Source organism: Glaciecola sp. SC05, from assembly GCF_041380235.1.
Lineage (GTDB): Bacteria > Pseudomonadota > Gammaproteobacteria > Enterobacterales > Alteromonadaceae > Glaciecola.
Genome location: NZ_JBGIYY010000025.1, coordinates 1 through 26297 on the forward strand (window position 1 = coordinate 1; position 26297 = coordinate 26297).

At 42.8% G+C, this 26297-nt stretch carries 31 protein-coding genes; 22 read left to right on the forward strand and 9 right to left on the reverse strand.

What is annotated here, in order from left to right:
* Positions 1–239 (reverse strand): IS3 family transposase (locus AB9H30_RS17920; protein WP_371196106.1); only part of this gene is annotated, 239 nt, incomplete at its 3' end.
* Positions 240–298: 59 nt separating this feature from the next.
* Positions 299–607: a transposase gene (locus AB9H30_RS17925; RefSeq protein WP_371196107.1), complete on the reverse strand. Its 309-nt coding sequence runs from the start codon at positions 605–607 to the stop codon at positions 299–301.
* 76 nt (positions 608–683) lie between these two features.
* Here AB9H30_RS17925 and AB9H30_RS17930 point away from each other — a divergent pair, with 76 nt between their 5' ends.
* Complete coding sequence (locus AB9H30_RS17930; RefSeq protein ID WP_371196108.1) at positions 684–1112, forward strand: hypothetical protein; 429 nt, start codon at positions 684–686, stop codon at positions 1110–1112.
* A gap of 20 nt (positions 1113–1132) precedes the next feature.
* Here the strand turns inward: AB9H30_RS17930 and AB9H30_RS17935 are convergent, their stop codons facing one another.
* Positions 1133–1303: an RHS repeat domain-containing protein gene (locus AB9H30_RS17935; protein WP_371196109.1), complete on the reverse strand. Its 171-nt coding sequence runs from the start codon at positions 1301–1303 to the stop codon at positions 1133–1135.
* A 257-nt stretch (positions 1304–1560) separates the two neighbouring features.
* On the opposite strand from AB9H30_RS17935, the gene AB9H30_RS17940 reads away from it, so the two are divergent.
* The 4 genes from AB9H30_RS17940 to AB9H30_RS17955 all read left to right on the forward strand — a co-directional run bounded on the left by AB9H30_RS17940 (position 1561) and on the right by AB9H30_RS17955 (position 4010).
* The gene (locus tag AB9H30_RS17940; protein ID WP_371196110.1) at positions 1561–1839 is read left to right on the forward strand and encodes a type II toxin-antitoxin system RelE/ParE family toxin; all 279 of its coding nucleotides are present in this window, start codon (positions 1561–1563) and stop codon (positions 1837–1839) included.
* 12 nt (positions 1840–1851) lie between these two features.
* Positions 1852–2142, forward strand: coding sequence for a HigA family addiction module antitoxin (locus AB9H30_RS17945; protein WP_371196111.1), 291 nt, complete (start codon positions 1852–1854; stop codon positions 2140–2142).
* 205 nt (positions 2143–2347) lie between these two features.
* Entirely contained in the window at positions 2348–3571 is a 1224-nt protein-coding gene (locus AB9H30_RS17950) for an RHS repeat-associated core domain-containing protein (RefSeq protein ID WP_371196112.1), read from the forward strand.
* A complete protein-coding gene (locus AB9H30_RS17955; RefSeq protein WP_371196113.1) occupies positions 3564–4010 on the forward strand; it encodes a hypothetical protein in 447 nt (148 codons plus the stop codon). The genes AB9H30_RS17950 and AB9H30_RS17955 overlap by 8 nt, the downstream gene beginning before the upstream one ends.
* Before the next feature lie 400 nt (positions 4011–4410).
* Here AB9H30_RS17955 and AB9H30_RS17960 read toward each other — a convergent pair whose 3' ends face one another.
* Together AB9H30_RS17960 and AB9H30_RS17965 are read right to left on the reverse strand one after the other, a co-directional pair.
* Positions 4411–4965: a hypothetical protein gene (locus AB9H30_RS17960; RefSeq protein ID WP_371196114.1), complete on the reverse strand. Its 555-nt coding sequence runs from the start codon at positions 4963–4965 to the stop codon at positions 4411–4413.
* On the reverse strand, positions 4956–5942 hold the full coding sequence (locus AB9H30_RS17965; protein WP_371196115.1) for an RHS repeat domain-containing protein: 987 nt from the start codon (positions 5940–5942) through the stop codon (positions 4956–4958). The genes AB9H30_RS17960 and AB9H30_RS17965 overlap by 10 nt, the downstream gene beginning before the upstream one ends.
* 182 nt (positions 5943–6124) lie before the next feature.
* Here AB9H30_RS17965 and AB9H30_RS17970 point away from each other — a divergent pair, with 182 nt between their 5' ends.
* From AB9H30_RS17970 to AB9H30_RS17985, 4 genes are all read left to right on the forward strand, one after another.
* A complete protein-coding gene (locus AB9H30_RS17970) occupies positions 6125–6658 on the forward strand; it encodes a hypothetical protein (RefSeq protein WP_371196116.1) in 534 nt (177 codons plus the stop codon).
* A complete protein-coding gene (locus tag AB9H30_RS17975; protein ID WP_371196117.1) occupies positions 6648–7589 on the forward strand; it encodes a tyrosine-type recombinase/integrase in 942 nt (313 codons plus the stop codon). Before AB9H30_RS17970 ends, AB9H30_RS17975 begins: the two co-directional genes overlap by 11 nt.
* Positions 7590–7702: 113 nt before the next feature.
* A complete protein-coding gene (locus AB9H30_RS17980) occupies positions 7703–8680 on the forward strand; it encodes an NYN domain-containing protein (protein ID WP_371196118.1) in 978 nt (325 codons plus the stop codon).
* Between the two features lie 337 nt (positions 8681–9017).
* Complete coding sequence (locus AB9H30_RS17985; RefSeq protein ID WP_371196119.1) at positions 9018–10373, forward strand: alkaline phosphatase; 1356 nt, start codon at positions 9018–9020, stop codon at positions 10371–10373.
* Positions 10374–10389: 16 nt separating this feature from the next.
* Here AB9H30_RS17985 and AB9H30_RS17990 read toward each other — a convergent pair whose 3' ends face one another.
* Positions 10390–11097 (reverse strand): VC0807 family protein, encoded by a 708-nt coding sequence (locus tag AB9H30_RS17990; protein ID WP_371196120.1) that lies wholly within the window; start codon positions 11095–11097, stop codon positions 10390–10392.
* Positions 11098–11128: 31 nt separating this feature from the next.
* On the reverse strand, positions 11129–12190 hold the full coding sequence (locus AB9H30_RS17995) for an ion channel (protein ID WP_371196121.1): 1062 nt from the start codon (positions 12188–12190) through the stop codon (positions 11129–11131).
* Positions 12191–12474: 284 nt separating this feature from the next.
* Here AB9H30_RS17995 and queA point away from each other — a divergent pair, with 284 nt between their 5' ends.
* The 5 genes from queA (at position 12475) to secF (ending at position 18067) form a co-directional block, all read left to right on the forward strand.
* Complete coding sequence (gene queA, locus AB9H30_RS18000) at positions 12475–13512, forward strand: tRNA preQ1(34) S-adenosylmethionine ribosyltransferase-isomerase QueA (protein ID WP_371196122.1); 1038 nt, start codon at positions 12475–12477, stop codon at positions 13510–13512.
* Between the two features lie 128 nt (positions 13513–13640).
* Positions 13641–14753 (forward strand): tRNA guanosine(34) transglycosylase Tgt, encoded by a 1113-nt coding sequence (tgt, locus tag AB9H30_RS18005; protein WP_371196123.1) that lies wholly within the window; start codon positions 13641–13643, stop codon positions 14751–14753.
* 118 nt (positions 14754–14871) lie between these two features.
* Complete coding sequence (gene yajC, locus AB9H30_RS18010) at positions 14872–15210, forward strand: preprotein translocase subunit YajC (RefSeq protein WP_371196124.1); 339 nt, start codon at positions 14872–14874, stop codon at positions 15208–15210.
* Positions 15211–15266: 56 nt separating this feature from the next.
* Positions 15267–17111, forward strand: a complete 1845-nt coding sequence (gene secD / locus AB9H30_RS18015; RefSeq protein ID WP_371196125.1) for a protein translocase subunit SecD — start codon at positions 15267–15269, stop codon at positions 17109–17111.
* 17 nt (positions 17112–17128) lie between these two features.
* Entirely contained in the window at positions 17129–18067 is a 939-nt protein-coding gene (gene secF / locus AB9H30_RS18020) for a protein translocase subunit SecF (RefSeq protein ID WP_371196167.1), read from the forward strand.
* 11 nt (positions 18068–18078) lie between these two features.
* Here the strand turns inward: secF and AB9H30_RS18025 are convergent, their stop codons facing one another.
* On the reverse strand, positions 18079–18837 hold the full coding sequence (locus tag AB9H30_RS18025; RefSeq protein WP_371196126.1) for a hypothetical protein: 759 nt from the start codon (positions 18835–18837) through the stop codon (positions 18079–18081).
* A gap of 191 nt (positions 18838–19028) precedes the next feature.
* Between AB9H30_RS18025 and AB9H30_RS18030 the strand changes: the two genes are divergently transcribed.
* The 4 genes from AB9H30_RS18030 to AB9H30_RS18045 are packed head-to-tail and all read left to right on the forward strand — an operon-like array spanning position 19029 to position 21539.
* Entirely contained in the window at positions 19029–19781 is a 753-nt protein-coding gene (locus tag AB9H30_RS18030; protein WP_371196127.1) for a tellurite resistance TerB family protein, read from the forward strand.
* 21 nt (positions 19782–19802) lie between these two features.
* A complete protein-coding gene (locus AB9H30_RS18035; RefSeq protein WP_371196128.1) occupies positions 19803–20432 on the forward strand; it encodes a YceI family protein in 630 nt (209 codons plus the stop codon).
* A 4-nt stretch (positions 20433–20436) separates the two neighbouring features.
* Entirely contained in the window at positions 20437–21009 is a 573-nt protein-coding gene (locus AB9H30_RS18040; RefSeq protein WP_371196129.1) for a cytochrome b, read from the forward strand.
* The gene (locus AB9H30_RS18045) at positions 21006–21539 is read left to right on the forward strand and encodes a YceI family protein (RefSeq protein WP_371196130.1); all 534 of its coding nucleotides are present in this window, start codon (positions 21006–21008) and stop codon (positions 21537–21539) included. Before AB9H30_RS18040 ends, AB9H30_RS18045 begins: the two co-directional genes overlap by 4 nt.
* 104 nt (positions 21540–21643) lie before the next feature.
* Here AB9H30_RS18045 and AB9H30_RS18050 read toward each other — a convergent pair whose 3' ends face one another.
* Positions 21644–22444, reverse strand: a complete 801-nt coding sequence (locus AB9H30_RS18050; protein ID WP_371196131.1) for an inositol monophosphatase family protein — start codon at positions 22442–22444, stop codon at positions 21644–21646.
* Positions 22445–22609: 165 nt separating this feature from the next.
* Here AB9H30_RS18050 and trmJ point away from each other — a divergent pair, with 165 nt between their 5' ends.
* The 4 genes from trmJ to ndk all read left to right on the forward strand — a co-directional run bounded on the left by trmJ (position 22610) and on the right by ndk (position 26276).
* Complete coding sequence (gene trmJ, locus AB9H30_RS18055) at positions 22610–23368, forward strand: tRNA (cytosine(32)/uridine(32)-2'-O)-methyltransferase TrmJ (RefSeq protein WP_371196132.1); 759 nt, start codon at positions 22610–22612, stop codon at positions 23366–23368.
* Positions 23369–23380: 12 nt separating this feature from the next.
* Complete coding sequence (cysE, locus tag AB9H30_RS18060; RefSeq protein ID WP_371196133.1) at positions 23381–24190, forward strand: serine O-acetyltransferase; 810 nt, start codon at positions 23381–23383, stop codon at positions 24188–24190.
* Positions 24191–24381: 191 nt separating this feature from the next.
* Entirely contained in the window at positions 24382–25593 is a 1212-nt protein-coding gene (locus AB9H30_RS18065) for an IscS subfamily cysteine desulfurase (RefSeq protein WP_371196134.1), read from the forward strand.
* A gap of 251 nt (positions 25594–25844) precedes the next feature.
* On the forward strand, positions 25845–26276 hold the full coding sequence (gene ndk, locus AB9H30_RS18070; protein ID WP_371196135.1) for a nucleoside-diphosphate kinase: 432 nt from the start codon (positions 25845–25847) through the stop codon (positions 26274–26276).
* Positions 26277–26297: the final 21 nt, after the last annotated feature.

The window sequence follows — 26297 nt, forward strand, 5'->3', positions numbered from 1 at the left end:
GGGTCAAATTTAAACTGCCGTTGACAAGGTTGTTTGCTGACCAATCCTTGCTCTTTCATTAAGCCTGCAACTTTGCAGCGTCCTAATGTTAAGCCTTCGTCTTTTAGCATGCCGATCAGCGTTCTCGTGCCTGCTGAGCCTCTACTTTTATCAAACAAGCGTTTCACCTTGGCTCGTAGAATGCGTCGCTTAGCCTGGATTAAAACGCGACGTTGACGCCGCTCATAATAACTACTCACGCCAACACCTAGCGCTCTACAGACCAATTCGGTGGTGTCGTGCTCCCTTAATCGATCTACTAACGAATATATTTCAGATCTTCGGACATCAAGAGAGCGGTAGCCTTTTTTAAAATGGTTTTTTCCCGTTCTAATCGATCCACTCTAGCTTCTAACTCTTGAATACGCTGTTGTTCAGCGGTTAATGCCTTCGAGGTCGGCGTTTCTCCTCCTCTCTCTGACTTCAACTGCTGTGCCCAGTTGCGCAATGTGTTCTCATGCACATCGACGGCTCTGCTTGCTTCAGTAAAGCTATATCCTTGATCCAAAATCAGACTAGCTGCATCATGTTTGAATTCAGTACTAAAACTACGACGTTGTTTTTTCATTAAACACCTCTTTCTTAGGGGAATATTACCACCTAAAAACGTGTTCGGGTTTAGTTTGCCACTTCAAGGGGAATATATGAATCATATTAAGTCAATGTATATAATCATACTACTGATTTTATGCTTTCAAAGCTCTGCTAAGGAGACAAATGAGCTTCGGCTTGTCTTGCAAGTAAAAGATGAGGTTTACGTTTTTACAGTTGAAAATTGGTCGTCGATTTCAATAAGTGATAAGTTCAATTTATGCTTAAACGAGCCTAATGGTATAGAACTTGGTAGGTTTGTTGAAGGACGTTTCGTGTTGATGGATGTTATAAGTCAATATTCTTCAAGCTGCATTCTTGAAGACCCAATTTCATTAAAAAAATATTCGACGATGGGAGTAATATATAGCCAAGTTATACTTTATGACATTTTTGATTTTACACGTGAGCATGATAGTCCTATAGCATTTAGAATTTGCATTAATGACAAATGCCACTATTCAAATGTGATTACACCTTAATTTGTATTTATATGAATTTTTTAAGTCAACACCGCTTTGGGACTTATTGACTTTTTGAACTCGTTGCTAACGAAGTGATTATTTAACACATAAGAATAACGATTAAAGCTCTGGCTATTCTTAGGCCCTTGTATAAAGGGGTCTGCCTGCAAGAATCTTCCCAAAATAGGATCGTAAATCCTTCCATTCATATGGACTAGTTGTCCCTGATATCTTTCTAGCCTAACAATTTTGAGCCTTTTAAAAAAATCTGTTATCAATCCAAATGAGTGTACGATACCAATAAGAACGAGAGTTTTACGTTCTGATATTTTTTTTCAACTGTCTTGAGCAGTATCCAGTATAGCGATAAATGAATAAATACAGATGTCAGATAGAATATTCCATGCGGCCATTGATTTCCGTATCGATGCGCGATACTCTAAAGTCACGTATGTAAGGGCGCGCAATGATCAAATCGTTTAAACACAAAGGTCTAGAGACTCTATTCAAGACCGGAAACACAAAAGGCGTAAAGCAAGATCAAGTTAAGAGATTGAGAAGCATATTAGCTAAGCTCAATTCAGCAACAGATATTGAAGACATGAGGTATCCAGGCTCTAACCTGCACCCTCTAAAGGGTGATTTTCAGGACCATCATGCTGTTACTGTTAGCGGTAATTGGCGAGTGATATTTAAATTTGAAAACGGTGATGCAGAGGTCGTTGATTACCTCGATTACCATTAGAGGAAAATGATTATGCAGATGTTTAACCCCCCACACCCAGGTGAGACTTTAAAAGAGTTGTATCTTGAGCCTTTAGAATTGGGGATCAAAAGCACGGCTGAAAAAATGAATATGACTAGAGCAGCACTTAGCGAGATTGTGAATGGTCGACGTGGTATTACGCCTAAAGTAGCCATAAAACTCGCTAAGGCATTTGGCGGCACTGCCCAGTCTTGGATGAACCAGCAGGCAAATTATGATCTATGGCAAGCTCAGCAGGTGTACACTGCAGATGACGTTGAAGAGATCTATCACGCAGCCTAAGGCGGTTCGCCGAACACCTAAACCTTTTAATATGAGCGCAGTAGTAAATCGAATGATTTATGCAAGTTAATTATTATCTGCCATGAGCAATGCAATTTTCTTCGCTACCATGCTTTAGACCGTAATTGTATTTTTATCAATTAGTCACCTTTCTAAATCCCTGATTATTTCTAAGCTTAATGGAGATCGGGGATAATTAATCCATATGAATGGAAGGATTTACGATCCAACCTTGGGGAAGTTTCTTCAAGCTGATCCGTTTGTTCAGGCGCCGAATAATTCGCAGAGCTATAATCGTTACAGCTATGTTATGAATAATCCGATGAGTGCCACAGATCCATCTGGCTTCATCAGCATTTTTAAAAATGTGCGTAAGTTTCTAAAAAAGAACTGGCGGGTAATAGCTGCGGCGGCCGTTACATACTTCACCGCTGGTGCTGCCAGCGGTTGGGCTGCAGGCTGGGGGTTCACAGGTGCAACAGCTGGAGCGGTTTCAGGTGCAATTGCTGGTGCAGCAGGTGGGTTTGTAGCGACAGGGACATTAAGAGGGACATTAACTGGTGCATTTACAGGAGCGGCATTTGGTGCTATCGGTGGCTATTTTAAAGGTACTTCCTTAGAAGGAGGGCTTGCACATATTGGTTCACACGGTTTGGCTGGGGGAGTTATCTCAGACTTACAGGGTGGGAAGTTTGGCCACGGATTTTTTAGTGCAGGCCTCACAAAAGGATTGAACATAAATGCTTCATTCGATAAATTTGGCGCTGGTTGGGACATAGTAAGAATAACAACGGCTGCCATTGTTGGCGGAACTATCTCAAAGATCACTGGGGGTAAGTTCGGGAACGGTGCGGTAACTGCAGGAATGGCTCAAGCTTTAAACGGGAACTCACAAATTGAAGATCCTGATATTGGTGGTTATTCGCCAGCATCAGGAAACTATGCAACTGAAAATGGTGGAAGAGTCGAGTTTCTGCAAGCAAATGGAACTAGCTCATTGCTCACTGATCAAGCCGGAAACTGGTACGAAATTGATCCTACCTCAGGAATTGCTTCAATTAGGTTCGAAGCTGGGAATGGAGCAGCAGTGAGCGTTTCCCCTGAATCTTATCTAATGGGTGGACTTGGTTTAGGTAGAGCAATTGTCGCAACAGGATATAAAGCAATAGCATATGTAACAGGACGAGGTACTCCTACTTATGCAAACTTTGCCCGAGGGGCGAATGCAAGAAACATGTGGAAAACAATGACGTTTGGCCGTGCTTTTAGAAGTTATCAACAGCCAGCTTCCTTTTATTGGAATAAAGCCGGCGGGAATTTTGGCAACGCTGTAAATTCACTTGGCAGGTCGAATGCCATGTATAATAGGGCATTAATTCCTTTGGGACCTGTTGGTGGAGCTGGCATAGCCATAAACAATTATGAATAACATTGTAATACTTGATAACTTTAATGATGAAGGGATATATGAATTACATACCCAATTACCATTGCGGTATAGTTTAGTTCATAGTGCTGAGCAACCTGTGACTGGTTTCGGGCAGCAATTTAAAACTAAAATATTTTCAAAAAAGGATAGTTTCATTGCCCTCTTCCAAAATGAAAATAAGCTTTTTATAAGCTTGGATGGAAAAACTCATGACCTTACAGAGGGTGACTACAAATTCAACACAGAATATTTGGGATGCTGGAAAATACGGTTCGAAGCAGCTCGTAATGGAGTTGTTTTGTTTTCAACTGTGTATGTCGGGTTAAAATCTGAATTATATTCAGCGCCGATGGATTGTAATATTTTTCAAGAAATCATTGCTCGTTCGAATGATGTTAATTCAAGGCGTAATTTTATCGAGTACTACGGGCAAAAATAAAGTAACTACTACAAAAATAAAGTAACTACTATATATTATTCGATTGGTTGAATGGCTACGTCCATTTGAATCAGAGAGCTGGTCCAAACAAAGAATGTCAATGGTACTGCTCGTCAATTTGCATGGTCCAAAGTGACCGTAATGTGCAAATGCTAAGTACGGCGACCCTGAACCAGCAGCAAGATAAAATTGGCGCACCTACTTTTTCTATTTGGACCATATAAAACACCAAAGCGGACCAGTAAGAAAAAATATAAGCATTCCATTTTTTTAGAGGGCGTTCAATATCCCACCAACACAAACATTTAACATATATTCTTATGTGCATGTCAGCAAAGCTGCGTGCAGGGAATAGGCGCGCTAGCTCAGCTAATTAATCCAAAATAATTGAGTAATATATTTATTTGGAATAAATAGTCCCTCGAACCAAATGTCCATCTTTAGGCTCGCGAACTATTTTCAATCGGCCAAGATCGTCTTCACTCAAAATCATTCTAAATTCATCGCAGATGTAAAACGTGGCTGAAAGTGCGCCTTCAGGGGGGAAATATAAAAGAAAACCACCCACTTCGTCCTCACTCGCAAAACGTATACGCTTATTTTTTGCATTTTGTATCCGTGTCGCGATTGTTTGATAGAACTCAGGCTCGAGAATATTAATAAAAAATTTGCCGTTGTCGATGGTCTGATTATATATCCCATCACTATCGACACTTCTAAACTCCAAAAAACTCATATTTTCAATAGATGAAAGCTTAACTTCTGCCCCGTCGGGAATGAACACGCCTTGCTCAAAATAAGTAGTGTCTTCTACTAATGCATAATCTTTGAGTTTGGCTTCACAATTTTGAGGAGACACTTCATATTCTATATCTGATTGGACTATTACTTTTTCAGAGTCACATCCGAAGCTTGGCAATACTAACGAAGCTAAAAAAATCAGTCTTAAAAACATTGAATTTCCTTTTGACAATTGTTGATATAATAGTCAGTAGCTGAGAGTTCAAGCATTCTCAATCGGTCCTCAAACCTAGGGTTTTTATCAAAAAATTTATTGTCAACTTGCGACCTATTGTAAAAATCACGGAGAGAATTAACCTGCCCAACGGCACCTATAAGTTTCCCATATTTGTTATCCATGCTACCCCCTAACAGGATAGCAGCGCTTTGCGCATCTTGCGGCACTGAGCTCGCACCGGTCACTATTGCTATGCTAGTTAGATGAACGCTGAGGAGCACATCAACATTTAACGCATTTACCATTTGGTTTCGTTCGAATTCCGCATGCCTGCGGCTTCTAACCAAAGCGGCAGCGTGACTGTGTGTGTTACGAAAACCTAATACTTTTGCGTGCGTTGCAATCTGTATTCTGCCCATGAGTGTCCGAGGATCTAACTCTGCAATGTATTGCCTGTATTGAAAAGCATAGTTCTTTAAGTCTTCGTCAGAAACCGATTGCATTTGCATAAAGCGGGTGTTTTGGTCTTTTGTATTCACTGAACTTTCAAGCGCAAAGTTTATAGCTGCCTTTTGAAAGCCATTGATACTCTCGCTTGCGCCAATATATCCACCGACTACTGCGGTAAACGCTGCCCTTAAAGCACCTGATGATGAAGCTCCGTGAGCGCGCGCAAACTCGTAGTTCCAGTAACCAGAACAAGCTGGCGCAGCAGGACCGCATGCGAGTGAAGCAATATTGCCCAAGCTTTGAACCAAGTTCTTACCAAACACTTTAGACAGCCCTTTGATAACTGCTCGCTGAATCTTTTTGAAAGGATTTAAACTTATGTATCCGCTTGGGTCTGTCATCGTCATCGGATTATTCAAGACGTATGAATAACGGTTAAAACTTTGGCTATCATTTGGAGCCTGAATGAAGGGGTCGGCCTGAAGAAATCTACCCAAAGTAGGATCGTAAATCCTTCCATTCATATGAATGTGTTACAAAAGCCTACAACTATTATTATTAAATTAGTANAATGTGTTACAAAAGCCTACAACTATTATTATTAAATTAGTAGGTTAGAAGCAAGTAAATAAATGTCAAAACTCATTTAAGGTTCAAAAAATGCTTCTTGTTAGTTGGTTCAAAATCAACTTATAGGAGAAGAATAATGAATCACTTAAATTCAATGAATATCGCTGTAGGCGCAATGTCAAACATGCGAGTATTGATCTCTTGCGTCGATTACAATCACGATATTTTGTCTGTTTCGGATTTTCAAGAGCAAGTCATCGAACAACTACTTGATTATTATCACAGTAGGCTATTGTGTAACTTGGCAACGCTCAGAAAATTAGAATCTATTGGCGTATCAAAGACAATTATCAAAAAGTACAAAATTGGGTTATGTGATAGAACACTTAACCATCATGTTGACCATTCTAGGACGCCTGAAGGTGCAAGCGTTAGAGGTGTTTTAGAGGTTCACGGACTTATCCGTCCTTCAGGTCATGAAGAATTGAGAGGTTGTCTTGTCGTTCCTTTGTTTGATGAAAATGGACTGATTGCGGGTGTGTTTGCGAAACGTTTGGCGCAATATATTCGTAGAAATGGCCGTCGATTCACTCTATGGCTTGCTACTCAAAATGCAATAAATACCTTAGTTTTTCCAAACATCATAGAGGTACTTAGGCATGAAAACTAATCCATCATCGCTCCAAATAAATGAATGTATTTCTTTTTACCTGAACAATCTCCTTATTAAAGATTACACTATGAAGACAATAGATAACAAGTCTGAAAATCTTCGCTTTTTTCGTGAATGGCTGCATAGTCAGAATATTCAAAATCTTCAATCCGTCGATTTAGATGTTTTTGAAGATTACATGGCTTTTTTGAGAAATAAGAAATGTAATAATAAAGATAAAAATTTAGCGCCAAGCACAGTAAGAAGCAGATTGACTAGCGTGCGAGTGTTTATCCAATTTCTAACGAAAAGAGAAATAGTCACTCACAGAGAAGTCGAAAAATTTGAATTACCTACAATAGGGCTCATACTGCCTAAACCAATATTAAGCTATGAAGATGTATTACGCATTATTAAACAAATACCTCAAAATACAGTTAAGGGGATCCGTGATCGTGCCATAGTAGAATGCTTTTACGCATCCGGCATTAGACGAAGTGAATTAGCAGCCCTGAATTTGTTGGATGTTGATTTCTCCAACTATCAGTTAAGAGTTGTACAAAGTAAGAATAAAAAAGACAGGTATGCACCATTTGGTAAAACGGCTGGTAAGTGGCTAAAGAAATATTTAAGGGATGTTAGACCATTATACGCCAGTTTATGTTCAGGAAATGCGTTCTTTTTGAATACAGCAGGCATGAGATTTGGCACATCAAACTTATCAAGTCTGATGAGTAAATACATTAAAAAAGCGAATATAAATAAAACGGGAGCCTGCCATCAATATCGACATGCAGCGGCTACTCATATGTTAGATAATGAAGCGGATATCCGTCATGTGCAAGAGTTTCTTGGACATGCAAGCATATCAACCACACAGCTGTATCTCCACGTTAGTAAAGCTAAGCTCCGTCGTGTTTATACTAAAACCCATCCGAGGGCGGACTGATTGTTTTTAATGTCGAATACACAAAGTTTCCTTGTGCATATTCGTTTATTTAGTTAGACTCTAAATCAACAACTGACTCGATTTCTCACGCGTGGCATTATGACCCCTGGAAGTTGAGTGAAAAAGCCGGCATCTATGTCGGTTTTTTCATTTCTGATAATGGCAATATGAAAACAAGAATATACGTAGATGGTTATAATTTTTATTATGGTTGTCTAAAAGGTACCCCTTATAAATGGCTAAATCCATTGACTTTATTTAGCCAGCACATTATTCCGAGCTCCGCTCAGCCCCTACACCAACCATCGAGTTTGGATATACGTTATTTTACTGCAAGGATAAGTGGTAAAGTGGCTAGAAATGACCATTCTGTCAACGACCAAAACACCTATCTTAGAGCATTAGAAGCACTATATCCTGAGGATGTTTTGTCAATTATTGAAGGGTATTTTTCTGTATCAGACACTGAAGCGTTTAAGATAGACGTTAACAATCCACAACTTGCTCCCAGATTTTGTGAAAAGGTAAAAATATGGAAGTTGGAGGAAAAACAGTCGGATGTGAACATTGCTGTAGAAGCTCTATTCGATGCGCTAACTGAAACAGACATTGAACAACTCATTTTTGTGACCAATGATACAGATATTGCACCTGTAATGAGAAAAATCAGAAAGCACACTAACAAAACTTTAGGGCTTATCGTGCCAACAAAACCGAACACCAGGCCTCCCAGTTCGAAACTTATAGATTATGCCGATTGGACTAGACATAGTATTAAAAACTACGAACTGAAAGCTTCGCAAATGCCTCGTGTCATAGCTAAGTCCTCTAGGGCAACTTTAAGAAAGTCTATCATCAAACCTACATCATGGTATGGTCATCCAGAATTGCTTTCTAAAATTTTTGATACATTACAACCTTGCATGAAAGGCAAAGTAAATAAAGTTTGGCAATGGCTAGAAACTGAGAAACCGAATGTTGAAGGGCTCCCTATTTTAGATAAATTACCCATTGAAATGCTTGATACAGTTGAAGATGCGAATGCCGTGCTTGCTCATGCCATCGCATATGCTTATTATCATCAAAGATAGAACATACTTGTAAATTTATTTTTTTGACTTTTGTGAATACTCATATTTCGTGCAGTTTTTAGCTAGGTTAACATAACACATTCATATGGGTGGTCGGATTTATGATCCGACGAGGCTGCGACAAGGGCGGAGACCTGCAATTACAACGACACTAAGGATATTCAGTATTCAAGGGAAAATCCGAAAAAATCAACAACCAACCCTCAACAATTTCTTACTCTTAATTATCCTTAATAAGTTGTATACTTTTAAGCTAGAGCATCTGCATGCTGTTTTTAAGCAAGGTTTTAGACTTAATAGCGAATAATAAAACGCGCATACAACTATGAGAATGAATATGAAAATAAGTAAATTTTGGGGGCAGTCTTCTGTGGTTTTGGCTGGCATCATTGTGTTGGGCTGCGCTAGCGCGACTGTGCCGCCACCGGTCAAAGACGAGCTTAAAGCCAATGCTGCTCCGCAAAACATTATTATGGTTGTGGCCGATGGTATGGGACCAGCCTATGTGTCTGCGTATCGTTATTTCAATGACGACCCGAACACGCCAGAGGTAGAAACTACGATATTTGACAATATATTGCTTGGAACGGTGCGCACGTACCCGCATCTGCAATCGGGCTATGTCACCGATTCTGCGGCAAGCGCCACGGCCATGGCGGCAGGCGTAAAAACCTACAATGGTGCAATTGGTATGGATGTTAATAAGCAAGCTGTTGAAACAGTGCTGCATCGTGCCCGCAAACTCGATATGAAAACAGGTTTGGCAGTGACCTCTACCATTGTGCATGCAACCCCCGCAGCTTATATGGTCGCAAACGAAGCACGCCGCAATTATGCGCAAATCGCCGATAGCTTTTTTGACGACCGTATCAACGGTAAATTTTTAGCCGATGTTATGTTAGGTGCTGGCACCGATCATTTTATTAGAGAAGACCGTAATCTCGTTGATGAATTTGTTGCCAATGGTTTTCAATATGTGTCTAGCTACGACGAGCTTGGCAGCGTGCATGCAAACAAACCTCTAATTGGCCTATTTGGCAAAAGTAGTTTGCCGTGGTCGCTTGACGACAGCAACCCCAATCGTCTGAGTGCCCTAACAGCGGTTGCACTCGAGCAACTGAATAACGATAAAGGCTTCTTTTTATTGGTTGAGGCCAGTCAAGTTGATTGGGCAGGCCATGGTAACGAAATCGCTTCGGCAATGGCAGAGATGAATGATTTAGTGGCGACCATGAAGGTCATTGAAGCGTTCACTCAGAATAATCCAAATACGCTTGTACTGTTAACTGCCGACCACAGCACAGGGGGCTTAACGGTTGCTGGTAAGGACGGTTATCGTTGGGATCCAAAGTGGATAAAAGCCTTTAAGGCCTCGGTGCCTACTATTGCCGCTGGCATGATGAAAGCAGAGGACCGCACCGCCTATGTTTCTGAAATGTTTGGCTTTGAATTAAGCGAGCAAGAAAGCGCAAACTTGACGGCTGCAAATTCTGAAATGACTGGTAGAGACATTGAAAACATGCTGAAAAACATTGTTGACGAGCGCACTAACACCGGATGGACCACAGGTGGTCATACGGCGGTAGACGTCAATATGTATGGCTATGGCCCGGGCGTAAGCCACTTTATGGGCAACATGAATAATACTGATATCGCGCATCGCTTATTTGATATTTTAGATGCCCGTCAGTAACTGCTAGCCTGTGGGCCTATTGATTAAGAAAAGTATCAATAGGCTCGCCAGTACAGCGCGAGATTTGCTTGAACAAATAAATAAGCGCGGTGACTAACAAAATCATACTCGGAATAACAATCACTGGATAGCTCAAGGCCGTCATTCTGCCGAGCTCTTCAGTGTAGGCGGTGGTGCCTGGTTCTGAGACCAATATCCACTTAGCGAGACCATAGTTTAATCCTGCAGATAAAAAGAAAGACGTAGCGACTATATAAGAACTGACGGCGACCTTTTTATTAAACTCTGCATTTGCATTATGTTCGTCTAAGCTCGCGTTGAGCTTATCCCAATTAATTATCTGATCGTTTAAAATAAGCATTTTAACTAAAGGTTTTTTCCCAAATTGCGTCACCAATACTGCAATTCCAATCGCGGCAGGAATAGCCGCTTCTTTTATAGCCATGTATTCAGCGGGCAGTTTCAGCAAGCTGATACCGCCGGTTAACAAAACGCTGATGATGCCCAATATTGAAAAGCCATTCACTTTTTTAGTCTTTTTTAAGTCGTAAATTCCAAAGCATAAGGGAAAGGCTAGAGCAACCAACACACTCCAAGCGGGGCCTAAGTATTCTTCGGAGCTCGCGTAACTCATGATCAGTACGGGTATCGCAATATTAAAAACGAGATTGCCGAAGAAGCCGGTTTGCGGTGGCTTAGTAGGCGGGGTATTTTGCTCTGTCATTTACTACTTGCTCTTTGTATGTGAGGTGAATTTAGTCACTTTGAATGTTAAAAGTATGCCAAGCGATGTTATGGATGCGTTTGTCGGCGATGTAAAACACTTTATCGCCAGCGTGCATTATGGCATCTAACGAAGGGTTTACCGCAATATTATGAAAATCATTATGTTCAGCATACCCGATAAATGTCGCGTTATAGCGTTTTTTAAGGGCCAAAAATAAATCTTCAACTTTTACGTTATCGGCATCCTCTGGGATCGTTGCAGAAAATTGCGCTTGCCCTTCGTAAACGTCTAATAGGTCATGGTGGAGTAAACTTGAGCCGGGATCAAAAGCAGATTTAGCTAGCATTTCAACCGCGACACTGGGTGTACATTCAATTTCGGGGCAGTGCTTTTGCAATAGAGGGACAAGACTCTCATCGTCAAAATAAGCGACTTTATGGGCTTTTAGATTTCGCTTTGAGCAATACAGGGCCGTAGTCATGGTCATGTCGTCCTGGGGATTATCGATAATGATGGTGGCCGCAGTAGCAACGCAGGCTCGGTTCATATCGTCATCATTATTAAACGAATGCACTTTCACAAAATCAATTTTTGATGGCATGGGGTTTTCAATATCGGCTTTCACGCACAGCACAATATCGGGATTGTCGGAGGTATTGGCTTTTTCAATCAGCAATAACTTGAGCAGTTGCATGGTGCGTTTGCCATTCCAACCAATGATTAACACATGATTTTCTAAATTAAGATCGTTCAAACCCTTTGCTCCTTTTTGCCACTGCTTACCTACCCAATTAGCCACTCTGCCTAACAACAACGCAAATATACTTAAACCCATTGGAATAATGTATAGCGCCACTGCCCATTTGCCGGCTTCGGTGCTTGGCGACATGTCACCGTAACCCACCGTAGAGCCTGTCACCACTAACCAATAAGCGAAGTCATGGGGCACTAATAGGTCGTGCTCGCCGGCTGCATACAGCAACAGCCAACTTGAAATGGCATATACAATCGTGAACGAGAGGATCACATACCAGCGCATTTCGCTGAGGTATTTTGCCATTATTCGTTTGGTTTTCATCCATGCAATCATGATAGTGTTCGCTGATCTAGTAGGGCAGTTTGTTAGTCAGACGCAAAGTTATCATAAACATGCATCTTTTTGTTGGCTTAAAAGTATAAACAACTAAAAAAGAAAAACCCAGCACGAAGCTGGGCTAAAAGATTCGACAAGTTTGGGAGATGTCTGAATTTTGTACAGCCAATACTAGGGTAAGTGCGTATAATATGCGACCGATTCAGGGTATCTATTGCCACCTATAGGTATATAAATCCATACGCATTGCTTTCGAGCTTTTAACTGATGTAGTGAGATATATGAAAATAACTGATTTTGATTTTGAATTGCCAGAACATTTAATTGCAAAATACCCTGCTCAGCAGCGCACGGCGAGTAAGATGCTGCGTTTGAACGGTAATACGGGTGAAGTAAAACATGGTAAATTTACAGATATCCTCGATTTGTTGGAGCCTGGCGACTTGTTGATTTTTAACAATACTCGCGTTATCCCTGCGCGACTTTTCGGACAAAAATCCTCAGGCGGCAAAGTAGAGGTCATGTTAGAGCGGGTCCTTAGCGATAATACTGCATTGGCGCAAGTCCGCGCGAGCAAGTCACCTAAGGCCGGTGCAAAGCTTGAAATGGAGGGTGGCCTGCAGGTAGAAGTTTTAGGTCGTCAGGACGCGCTATTTCATATTCAATTTTTAGGTGCAGAGAATGTCTTTGACTTGCTCGAAAAGCACGGGCACATGCCCTTGCCACCCTACATAGACCGACCAGACGAAGAAAGCGATAAAGAACGTTATCAAACCGTATACAACGAAAAGCCTGGAGCCGTGGCTGCGCCAACCGCAGGCTTGCATTTCGACCAGGCTATTTTACAGTCGCTTGCTGAAAAAGGCGTAAATACCGCGTTTGTCACCTTGCACGTGGGAGCGGGTACTTTCCAACCGGTACGGGTGGAGAATATTGAAGAGCATCAAATGCATGCTGAATATGCTGAGGTAAGTGACGAGGTCGCGGCGCAAGTTTTAGCCACGAAAGCCGCCGGAAAACGTGTTATAGCGGTGGGAACCACCTCAGTGCGCTCGATTGAGTCTGCCGCTCACCAGCAGGATCATACTTTGATTGCTTCGTTTCTATCTGACACTAGTATCTTTATTTATCCGGGCTTCAATTTTAAAGTTATCGATGCCATGATCACCAACTTCCATCTGCCGCAATCTACCTTGATGATGCTGATTAGCGCATTTGCTGGTCGCGACGAGGTCATGAACGCATACGCCCAAGCGATTGAAAATGAGTATCGTTTCTTTAGCTACGGCGATGCGATGTTCATTGAAAAGAAAGTGTAAAGGTAAATAAATCGTTATCGCTAGCAATAGCAGATGCCAATAGGCAAGAGTTTTTGCTATACTCACGCCCAATTTTTATGCGCATGAAAGCTTGTGCGCGTTTAGTAACAATTTGTTTAGAGTAACCGATGAAATTTAATCTACTTAACACTGATGGCTTGGCCCGTCGCGGGCAATTAGTGTTTGAGCGCGGCACAGTAGAAACACCAGCATTTATGCCGGTAGGCACTTACGGAACCGTGAAAGGCATGACGCCTGAAGAACTTGCAGATTCGGGCGCCCACATTTGCCTAGGAAATACCTTCCATTTAATGCTGCGACCCGGCACCGAAATCATCAAATCCCACGGTGATTTACATGACTTTATGCATTGGGACAAACCTATTTTGACCGACTCTGGCGGCTTTCAGGTGTTTTCTCTAGGGGATTTACGCAAAATTACGGAAGAGGGCGTAACGTTTCGGTCACCAATCAACGGTGAGAAAATATTATTAACGCCTGAAAAATCTATGCAGGTCCAGCGCGATTTGGGCTCAGACATTGTCATGATTTTTGACGAATGCACACCATTTCCGGCGACCGAAAAAGAAGCCGAGGTCTCGATGCAGCTATCGTTACGTTGGGCGCAGCGCAGCAAAGATGAACATGGTGATAATCCTTCGGCTTTATTTGGTATTATTCAGGGCGGCATGTATGAAGAGCTTCGTGATGTATCACTAGCTGAACTAGAGTCTATCGATTTTGACGGCTATGCCATTGGCGGACTCTCGGTGGGAGAGCCTAAAGAAGATATGATGCGGATTGTTAAGCACACCGCGCCTAAAATTCCTGCGCATAAACCTCGTTACTTAATGGGCGTGGGTAAACCGGAAGATATCGTTGAGTCTGTGCGCAGAGGCATCGATATGTTTGACTGCGTTATGCCAACCCGTAACGCTCGAAACGGTCATCTGTTTGTAAATGAGGGTGTGGTTAAGATACGGAATGCGAAACATAAAACTGACACTGCACCGCTTGACGAAAATTGCGATTGCTACACTTGTAAAAATTATTCTCGGTCATACTTACATCACTTAGACAAATGCAATGAGATACTAGGCGCCCGTCTAAACACCATTCATAATCTACGGTATTACCAAATTGTGATGGAAGGCTTGCGCGCGGCTATCAGCGAGAATAAGCTCGATAGTTTTGTTGCCGATTTTTATGCAAAAAAAGGCTTAGAAGTCCCAGCACTCTAGATTCTGTGCCTTAGGCACGAACCTAAAGGCTTAATAATTAAATGTATCGGTGCGAAAAGCACAGATGCGAATTGATAATAACAACGATAAACGAATTAACTTTTAAAAAGGAAATACTATGAGCTTTTTTATCTCAACTGCACAAGCACAAGAAGCAGGTGGTGCGACACCAGGTTTTGGTTTTGAGCCGCTTATTATGCTGGCAGTGTTTGGTTTGATATTCTACTTTTTGCTATATCGTCCGCAGGCAAAGCGTGTAAAGGAACATAAAAACTTAGTGAGCTCGTTAGCCAAGGGTGATGAGGTCCTCACGCAAGGTGGCGTTGTTGGTAAAATTACCAAAGTGGCAGACGACAAAGATTTTGTTGAAATTGCACTAAATGAAACTAACCATATTATGGTGCAAAAATCAGCTGTAAGTGCAGTGCTACCTAAAGGCACGCTTAAGTCTCTATAATTAATTAACAAAGCCGCATGATGTTGATTGTTAAAGCGGCTTTTTAGGAAGTGAATGTGTTAAACCAAACTCCTATATGGAAATATGTGCTGGTGGTATTTATGCTGGCACTTTGCAGTCTGTATGCGCTGCCGAACCTATACGGTGAGGACCATGCGGTTCAGATATCTTCGGGGCGCGATACTATAGTAGGCGAAGCGCTCGCTGCCGATGTTAAAGGCTCCTTGGAGCGCGCAAACATTGCAGTTAAAGCTATCGAGTTTGAAAATGACCGTATATTGGTGCGTTTACCAGATTCTGATACACAACTTCTTGCCAGAGAAGCCCTTGATAAAAAATTAGGCGACGAATACTTTGTCGCGATGAACCTTGCCCCAGATACTCCTGATTGGTTAGATAATCTTGGTGGTACGCCAATGAAGCTTGGTCTTGATTTGCGCGGTGGTGTCCACTTTTTGATGGAAGTAGACATGAAAAGCGCAGTCGACACGGTTGTTGGCGGTGTGGTAGACGAATTCCGAGACCGTTTGCGTGAAGAAGGTCTGCGCTATCGTACCGTGCGCAAAGTAGGTGATTCAGTTGATATTATATTTAGGGATGCTGATGTGCTCGAAAGTGCACAGTTTTTTTTGCGTAATAGCTATCCAGACATGATGATTAATGAGCGCGATGATCTCACCCTTAGAGCAACTTTTACCGAAGGTAGATTAGCCGAAATTCGCGACTATGCTGTTAAGCAAAACATCACGATTATTCGTAACCGGGTGAACCAACTTGGCGTGGCTGAACCTTTAGTTCAAAAGCAAGGTCAAGACCGCATCGTTGTGCAGCTACCGGGTATTCAAGATACCGCAAAAGCCAAAGAAATATTAAACGCCACCGCGACCTTGAACTTTCGCTTAGTAGATGGCGATGGAGACGTGCGTGACGCAATGAATGGGCGCGTGCCAGCGGGCTCAGAACTTTTATTTAGGCGTGATGGACAACCGGTGCTGCTTAGTAAGCAAATCATGCTAGAAGGCAGCCACATTATTGATGCGACCAACAGCATGGATGAAAATGGTTTTCCACAGGTTAATATCGACCTAGATTCCAAAGGCGGCAGCAAAATATCAAAGGTCAGTAAAGACAACATTGGCAAGCCCATGGCGACTGTTTTTATTGAGTTTAAAGCCACCGACGAAAGAGATGCAGAGGGTAAACTTATCTTCGAAAAGTCAGAAGAAGTGATCAATGTCGCGACTATTCAATCTCAATTAGGAAGCTCATTTCGAATTACCGGCATCGATTCTGCTGGCGAAGCCAGAGATTTAGCACTGTTGCTTAGAGCGGGCGCACTCATTGCGCCCATTCAGATTGTAGAAGAACGTACGGTAGGTCCAAGCTTGGGTAAAGAAAATATCGAGCTGGGTATGCAGGCAATAATGTATGGTTTGATTGCAGTTTTGGTATTCATGTTGATTTACTATCAAGCCTTTGGAATTGTTGCGAACATTGCTTTGATCACCAATGTGGTCATGATTGTGGGGATTATGTCAATGATCCCAGGAGCGACGCTGACCTTGCCAGGCATGGCAGGTATTGTATTGACGGTGGGCATGGCGGTTGATGCTAACGTGCTTATCTTCGAACGAATACGTGAAGAATTAAGAGATGGACGAAGTCCGCAGCAGGCCATTCACTTTGGTTACGATAATGCATTCTCTACTATATTGGATGCGAATATCACTACCTTTATCGCTGGTATGATCCTCTTTGCAGTGGGCACCGGGCCGATTAAAGGCTTTTCTATAACGCTTATGATTGGAATCATTACTTCCATGTTTACGGCGATAATTTTCACTCGCGTGCTGGTTAACCTCATTTGGGGTGGAAAGCGCGTGACGAAGTTAGCGATTTAAGGAACGAGACAATGCAAATACAAATATTGAGGCTCGAAAACACCGTTAACTTTATGAAGTATCGTTTTCCGGCGATGATTTTTTCAACCATACTTATATTCGCGTCTATTGCGTCACTGGCGGTGAATCAATTGAATTGGGGATTAGACTTTACTGGCGGTACGGTAATTCAGGTAAATTATCCTGACGGAGCAAATCTTGAATTAATTCGCGATGAATTAACTGCCGCCAATTTTCCTGATGCGGTTGTGCAAAATTTTGGCAGTAGCCAAGAAGTGCTGATTAGAGTTGCGCCAAGGGACGACGTAAAAGCAGAGGCCATTGGCGACATTGTTATGGTTGCACTCAAAGAAGGCAGTTCTAATGTAGAGATGCAACGCATAGAATTCGTTGGTCCTAATGTGGGAGAAGAGCTCACTGAACAAGGCGGCTTGGCAATGCTGGTTGCCTTAATTTGCATCTTGATTTATGTCGCAATGCGTTTCGAATACCGCTTTGCATTAGGCTCTGTTGGTGCGTTAGCCCACGATGTTATTTTAACCCTTGGCTTGTTCAGTTTTCTACAGCTAGAGTTCGACCTCACCGTATTAGCGGCGCTGCTTGCAGTGATCGGTTACTCTCTCAATGATACGATAGTGGTGAGTGACCGTATCAGGGAGAATTTCCGGAAGGTTCGTAAAAGTGAACCAGAAGAAATAGTTAATATTTCGCTTACGCAAACAATGAACAGAACGATTGTTACCTCTTTGACTACAATCTTAGTGCTCATCGCGCTGTTTTATAAAGGCGGTGCCTTGATCCATGGATTTGCCACAGCTCTATTGTTTGGGGTATTCATTGGTACTTATTCGTCGGTTTATATTGCGTCTTCGGTCGCATTGTTGCTTGGCGTAAGTAAAGAAGACTTAATGCCGCCAGAAATTGAAACAGAAGGTGAAGATTTAGAGCCCTTGTAAGGGCGCTATCGCTAATTTTTAGCGTCAATTTGGTCAATAAATTGCTTTGAGTATATGCTCGATTTGTTCACTACAAAATATGTGGGCACTTTGAGCAAGCTCTTTTCTTCAAAAGTTAAATGTTCTCTCGCAAATGCGCTTCTATCTAAAATTTGCTCTACATAATATTCAAACGGCCCTCTATAGCTTAGCACCGCGTCTGTGCCGCCCCTGATAAAGGTAGTAATGGCTTCTTTGCCGTTTGGTTGGTCAAATATTTGGTAATTTTCTAAGAGAAGCTGTTCTCGCATTCCATGGTAGTTAAACAAGTGTATTGCTGAAACCGAAGAGGTCGTGTCGAGATCCTTTGCGTATAAAACAACCTCAAGTACATCTATTGGGTTCTCAGAAAAGTACACGGTATCGACCAGGCTAACCGTGCTCTTTACGTTTATGGTAATGTCTATTTTGCCATCTTCGAAATCTCTATAAACCCTAGCGGGTGTTGCACAATATAGTTCAATATTGTAGTCACTTGCCGGGAATGTGCGGTAAATGGTATCTACGGCACTGCCGGTGCAGCGGCCTTCATTATCCTGTTGGATAAGAGGCGGAAATACGATCAAGCCGACTTTAACTGATAGCTTTATTTGACCAGACGAAACTGAGTTTTGCACAAGTTGGCTAGCGGGACTCGCCGATACATATGGTGGGCATAAATTAAGAGAACCCAGCAGGATACCTGCAGTCCACCTGAAAAACGATACACATCTTGCGTTTCGCATATTCATCCAAATTACCGTTAACAACTTAAATATAGACGGTATTGTCTGGTTTAGACATTAATTTGATCATTAAATGTTAAAAAATTGTGTATTTCATCGATAAAACCAGTGAATTGAACACTTTATTGAACAAACCTTTTCCTCGATACTCTGTATATATAGTATTGGCTCGTGTGAGCTCAGCGTAGGAGTAACATATGGATTTATCAAAACTAGTTGGCGGTTTAAGCAAATCAGGTGCGCTTAGCGGTTTTATGGGCGGAGTGGCTGGTGGTGGCTTAACGAGCATGATTGCTAGCAAAAAAGGCCGAAAAGTCGGTAAAGGAGTACTCAAAGTAGGGGCTTTGGCCGCGGTGGGGGGGCTTGCATGGAAAGCATATCAAAGCTACTCAAACAATAAGACAGACCCAGCGGCGCAGGCTCAACAAAGCCAAGTAAACCCAGCCAATCAATATGCTCAGCCTAATCAGGCTAGAGCACTTGCTAACGATACCTACACGCCATCTGGCGGGCATTCGTCTAACAATCAAAACGCTAAATTCGACTTTAGGCCAGCGGCTCTGCCGCAACAGGCTTTTGAGGAAGTCGTGCAGGAAGACAATGAACAAGGGCAAATGATTTTAATGCGAGCAATGATTGCGGCTGCTCATGCAGATGGTCATATTGACGGGGAAGAGCGCCAACGCATCTTTGCACAGGTTGAAACGATGGATTTAAGCGTGCCTGAAAAAGCGATGTTATTTGACGAATTACGCAAGCCACTCTCATTGACCGAGTTGGTGCAACAGGTGCCTAATGCGCAAACCGGCATAGAAGTTTACGCTGCAAGCGCCAGTGCGATTGATACCTCAGAGGCATCTTCGCAAGCGTTTTTAAATGAACTCTCGCAACAACTATGTATTCCAGCTGAATTAGTAGATAGTATCCATCAGCAATTAGCGCAATATTAAGCATCTATGAATAGGAAAAATATGAAGCCGATAAAAATATCAATTCTTCTTGCCACACTCGTGCTCGCCAGCTGTGTATCTTGGGTATTTGCAAAAAGTCCATTTAATGATATGCCGCAAGGCAAGTACGTTTTGGATTTAACCCACGCAAGCGTGGTGTGGAAAGTTTCGCATTTTGGTTTATCTGACTACGTGGCACGATTTGCAAATTTTGACGCGGCCATCGATTTCGATCCAAACAATGTAGAGAACAGCAAAATTACAGCCACTATCGACCCCATGTCGATTCAAACCGCTTATCCTTATGCTGCTGAGAAAGACTTCAATAATATATTGGCAACCGATGAAGGGTGGTTTAATGCTGGAATGTTTGCCTCTATTGATTTTGTTTCAAGCGATATCGAAATGACAGGAGATAATACAGCGATCATGAAGGGCGAATTGACGTTCTTAGGCACTACCTTACCGGTCTCCCTCGATGTAGTATTTAATGGTGCTATGCAGCTTCAGCCTTTTACACGCAAACCGACGATGGGCTTTTCAGCGACCACAACCATTGAACGCTCTAAGTGGGGAATGACCAAGTTTTTGCCAAACATTGGCGATAGCGTCGAAGTCATGATTGAAGGTGAATTTGCGAAAGCCGATTAAGCCTATGAATATTGCACAATACCCTCATTCTCGCTACCACAGCGCTAGTATTGTGCTGCACTGGCTGATTGCTTTAGGTCTACTGTTTATGGTGGTCAGCGGTGTGGTAATGGTGAATGTGGAAATGTCTAAAGCCGACCAATTTCGGTTATTTCAGATCCATAAGGCTGCTGGGGTGATTATGCTTTGGGCAATTGTTTTACGTATTATTGTTAGGAGCCTTACGCAGCAGCCTCCATTGCCTGCGGTGATGACATCAGCCGAAAAAACCTTGGCGAAAATCGGCCATATTGCCCTGTATACCGGGTTAATCATCATGCCGCTTAGCGGATGGCTAATGGTCTCAGCCAGCCCCTTTGGGCTCCCGACCTTCGTATTTGTAGACTGGATAAAATGGCCGCACATACCTTTTGTTGAGCGTAATAAAACGATTGAAGGAATTGCCAGAAACATACACTGGATAATGGCAAGTACTTTAGTTGTGTTGATTGTGGGGCATATAGGGGCGGTGTTTTTACATCGTAAAAAACAAGGTATTTCTTTAATTCAACGTATGTGGTGGAGTAAAGCAAATTGAAGCAGTTTAAATGGGCAATCGCGTTAGTATTGTTGGTGGCAGTACAAACAAGCTTTGCCGAGTACAAGGTAAGTGACAAAGACGGTTCAGTAGGGTTCAGTGGTGAACATGCCGGCATGAAATTTAGCGGTACGTTTAACAAATGGAGCGCGACATTAAGTTTGCCTTCAGCGCCGGCTGAGGAAGGCTTTATACAAGCAAACTTCTCACTAAAATCGGCAAAAACTGGCGATAGCATTTATGACGAAACGCTGCCCGAGGGAGACTGGTTTGACGCCGTCAATCATCCTACGGGGGAATTTAAAAGTTCTAGTGTGTTAAAAAGCGCGAATGGGTATGAAGTAAAGGGCACATTAAGCTTGCGCGGAAAAACGCTTCCTGCAAGCTTTGCTTTGATTCGAAGTGGAGAGCGGCTAAACGCAAGCTTTGTAATTGACCGGCTCGCCTATGGCATTGGTCTTGATTCCGACCCCGATGCAGAATGGGTCAGCAAAGATATTCAAATGACCTTAGACATCCCTCAATCTTGAGGTGTGATTGTTGCGAGTGTCAGGGGCTCTTTGGTTAAGAATGGCCTCAGTAGTGTTTCGTACCGAGGCCAATGTGTGCATCACTGTGTTGCGTGGTTAATGGCTTAAGCTTTTAACTGTTTTACGATGTGCTGCACCAAACGGGGGTTGCCTGCTACGATACCGTTGGCGCTGCCCGCTTGTTTTAGCTCTGCGTAAAGTGGATCGTTATTGCCATCGTAGTCAGTAATTAGACCACCAGCCTCTTTGACAAGTAGCTCGCCCGCTGCCATATCCCAAGACTTGAGTCCCTTTTCCCAATAACCGTCATAGCGTCCGGCGGCAACATAAGCCAGATCTAAAGCTGCTGAGCCTGAACGACGCACATCGCCCACTTGTGAAAATATCCGATTAAACTGCTGTAAAGATTCTTCTAGGCGTCCTTTGTCTCTGAACGGGAAGGCGGTGGCAACGATCGCATTTGAGATGTCTTTGCTTTTTGTTGCGCGCATCCGATAGCCGTTTAACTGCGCGCCGGCGCCTTTGCTTCCGGCAAATAATTCACCGCGGATAGGATCAAATACTACGGCTTGGTCGAGTTTGCCTTTGTGAAGCAAAGCAATGCTCACTGCAAAATGGGGGATGCCTTTAATAAAATTGGTGGTGCCATCAAGTGGATCTATTATCCAAGTATAGTCAGGATTGTTTTTGATTGAGCTACCTTCTTCGCCGATAAACGAATGATCAGGATACGACTCTTGAATTTTACTGATTATTGCGGCTTCTGCTTCTTTATCGATTTTAGTGACAAAATCGTTCAGTCCTTTTGTTTCGATGTTAAGGTCGTCGCGGTTTTCAAAACCTCGAGCGATGATTGAACCGGCTGCGCGTGCGGCGCGCACGGCAATATTGAGCATAGCATGCATAGAATCCACCAAATAAAGACAAATTGTAAAAAGAACGGGATAAAAACGCGCGGAGTGTATCAGACAAGCGCCCGACATGCTATATTATGCGCCGATTTTTAAATGCCTAAGTAGTGTCTTTTACACCGTTTCACTGCTGATATTTCAGATAAGGACTCTACTCGAATGCTCGAGAATATTCGGATTGTACTGGTAAATACTTCGCATACCGGCAATATTGGATCGGCAGCTAGAGCGTTAAAAACCATGGGCTTATCGTCTCTTTATTTAGTTGGCCCCTTGACGCCTCCTGACGGAAAATCTAGCGCGCTTGCTGCCGGTGCAGGAGATGTTTTAGCAAACGCAATTATTGTGCCCACGCTGGCTGAAGCAATCGCCGACTGTAGTTTAGTGATTGGCACATCTGCAAGAACGCGCACGCTTTCTTGGCCAATGCTTACGCCGCGCGAAACCGGTATAAAAATCAATGAAGAAGCTCAGCATCATAAAGTGGCCCTAGTGTTTGGCCGAGAGAGTAGCGGCTTAAATAATGATGAGCTGAGAATGTGTGATTTTCATACCTGCATTGAAGCAAACCCTGAGTATAGCTCACTAAATTTAGCCGCGGCTGTGCAAACCTTTTGCTACGAAATTCGCACTGACTTCCTTAATCGTCAGCGCCAACATTTGCCACCAAATAAAGTTTATGATTATCCATTAGCCGAAGATTTAGCACGGTTCTTTGTGCATTTAGAAAGTACATTAGAAAAAACTAGTTTCATCCGAAAAAACCATCCAGGTGCGGTGATGGAAAAGCTTAAGCGACTTGTCAATCGTGCTCGCCCAGAAGCCCTTGAGTTGAATATACTGCGCGGCATTTTGGCTTCCATTGAAAAACATCACGACAATATACAACGGCGTTCTAAGAACAAAAACGAAGAGTAAAGTTAGGTTATTATGTTTACACGTATGAAAGAAGATATTAAGAGCGTTTTCCATCGCGATCCTGCAGCGCGCAATACGCTCGAAGTGTTGTTTAATTATCCGGGCTTGCATGCTATTTGGATACATCGACTGAGTCATCGCTTGTGGAGCCTAAAACTGGGCTGGTTGGCGCGCTTTGTGTCAAATTTAGGGCGCTTTATTACCGGTATTGAAATCCATCCAGCAGCACAACTCGGGCGTCGCGTATTCATCGACCACGGTATGGGTGTGGTAATAGGCGAAACAGCCATCGTAGGTGATGACGTGACCTTGTATCATGGCGTCACCCTAGGCGGCACTAGCTGGACCAGCGGAAAACGCCACCCAACCTTAGAGCGTAACGTGGTTATTGGTGCTGGCGCTAAAATTTTAGGGCCGATCACCATTGGTGAAAATGCCCGCGTGGGATCTAATTCCGTGGTTGTTAAAGACGTTCCGAACAATGCTACCTGTGTGGGAATTCCTGGTCGCAATATTTTACAAAAAGCAGAAAACCAAGAGCGCGATGAAAAGCGCCATGCGATTGCCGCAAAGTATGGTTTTGATGCCTATGCGATTTCTGAAGAGAATCCCGATCCGGTGGCAAGTGCACTGGGCGTCATGCTTGAGCATGTGCATCTTATGGACACAAAGGTTGAAGAAATGTGCAAGGTAATTCAGTCTCTAGGAGGCGACGTTTGCACCGAGTCATTGCCTAAACTGAATGCTGAAGATTTTGTACAAACAGGTATATCTCCAATACTTAAAAAGGCTGCCGCAGAGGCTTTTGACCCTCATATTTAAGTGTTTAAGAATGAAAATTGCGTAAATATTCAGTGGACATTTAGTTACAAAGACAAGCGAACAAGCTTTTAAAGTCATTGGGCAAATACTTGACAATATTACTCAGGTAATTAGACTTTCTCGCATTCAAGTTCGCTAAAGGCATGCTTCATGACACTGAAATCAGCGTGCAATGACCAACAGAGCAACAAATGAGCACCCTACACTTGCCGATATATCTCGATTATTCCTCTACAACACCAGTAGATTCACGTGTTGCCGATGAAATGAAAGAGTGTCTCACTCATGAAGGTACTTTTGGTAACCCCGCCTCGCGCTCTCATAAATTTGGCTGGCTTGCCGAAGAAGCCGTCGATATCGCAAGAAACCAAATCGCCGATCTTGTCAATGCTGACCCGAGAGAAATTGTTTTTACCTCGGGAGCAACCGAGTCAAATAATCTGGCTATAAAAGGTGCTGCGCAGTTTTATCAGGAGCGTGGCAAGCATATTATAACCCTCAAAACCGAACACAAAGCGGTACTCGATTCTACTCATCAGCTAGAGCGTGAGGGCTTTAATGTGACGTATTTAGACGTAGAGCCCAATGGTTTAGTCGATCTTGATAAGTTACAAGCCCAAATGCGCAGCGACACGGTGCTAGTAAGTATCATGCACGTCAATAACGAAATTGGTGTTATCCAAGATATTGCTGCTATTGGAGAACTTTGCCGTCAGCGAAACATAATTTTTCATGTGGACGCTGCGCAAAGTACCGGTAAAGTCGCTATTGATCTGCAAAACATAAAAGTCGATTTGATGTCCTTCTCTGCTCATAAGACCTACGGGCCGAAAGGTATCGGTGCGCTTTATGTGCGTCGCAAGCCTCGTATCCGTATTCAAGCTCAGATACATGGCGGCGGGCATGAGCGCGGCATGCGCTCAGGTACTTTAGCAACGCATCAAATTGTGGGAATGGGCGAGGCCTTCCGTATTGCGAAAGACGAAATGTCTACTGAAAATGTGCGCATTACCCAACTGCGCGATCGTTTGTGGAATGGCATAAAAGATATAGAAGAAGTTTACCTTAACGGAGATTTTCAACAACGCGTCCCACATAACCTAAACGTGAGCTTCAATTTTGTTGATGGTGAATCGTTAATGATGGCCCTTAAAGACGCAGCGGTTTCGTCAGGTTCGGCCTGCACATCTGCCAGTTTAGAGCCCTCTTATGTGCTTAAAGCGCTGGGACTCAGTGACGAACTTGCTCATAGCTCAATACGGTTTAGCATCGGCCGTTTTACTACGAAAGAAGAAATAGATTATGTGGTAGGTTTGATAAAGCACGCAATTAGGACATTACGTCAAATTTCGCCGCATTGGCAGACATTCAAACATGGTACTGATTTAGAAAGCTTAGGATGAGCTTAAGAGCGAACGTTGTGATTAGTATAAACGTAGAGTAAATATAGCGCCCAGATATCGACATAGCATAAAAGGTGACGATTTAAAGGCAAAAATCCTTAAATCTTCAATAAACTCGGCTTGTTAGCAACATTAATTAAAATTTGATTGGGATTTTGCGTCGAAAGTGCATATAATCGCGCGCTATTGTAGTGGGTGAGGCTATTCTTTCCCGACATTACACAACTTAACAGAATTTATAGGAATTAATCATGGCTTTAGAACGCACTTTTTCAATCATAAAACCTGATGCTGTAGCGAAAAATGCAATTGGTGCCATTTATAACCGTTTTGAAAGCGCTGGCTTGCGCATCGTTGCATCTAAAATGCTTCATCTTAGTAGAGATAAAGCTGAAGGCTTTTATGCAGAACACAAAGAGCGTCCATTCTTTGGTGCCTTGGTTGATTTTATGACATCTGGCCCAGTAATGGTTCAGGTTTTAGAAGGCGAGAACGCCGTAGTAAAGAACCGTGAAATTATGGGTGCAACCAACCCTGCGGATGCTGCCGCTGGAACGCTTCGTTCTGATTATGCTGCGTCTATCGATGAGAATGCAGTTCATGGTTCAGATGCACCTGAGTCTGCGGCAAGAGAAATTGCATTTTTCTTTTCAGATGAAGAGATTTGCCCACGCACTCGTTAATCGGCGAACAATGATATACTA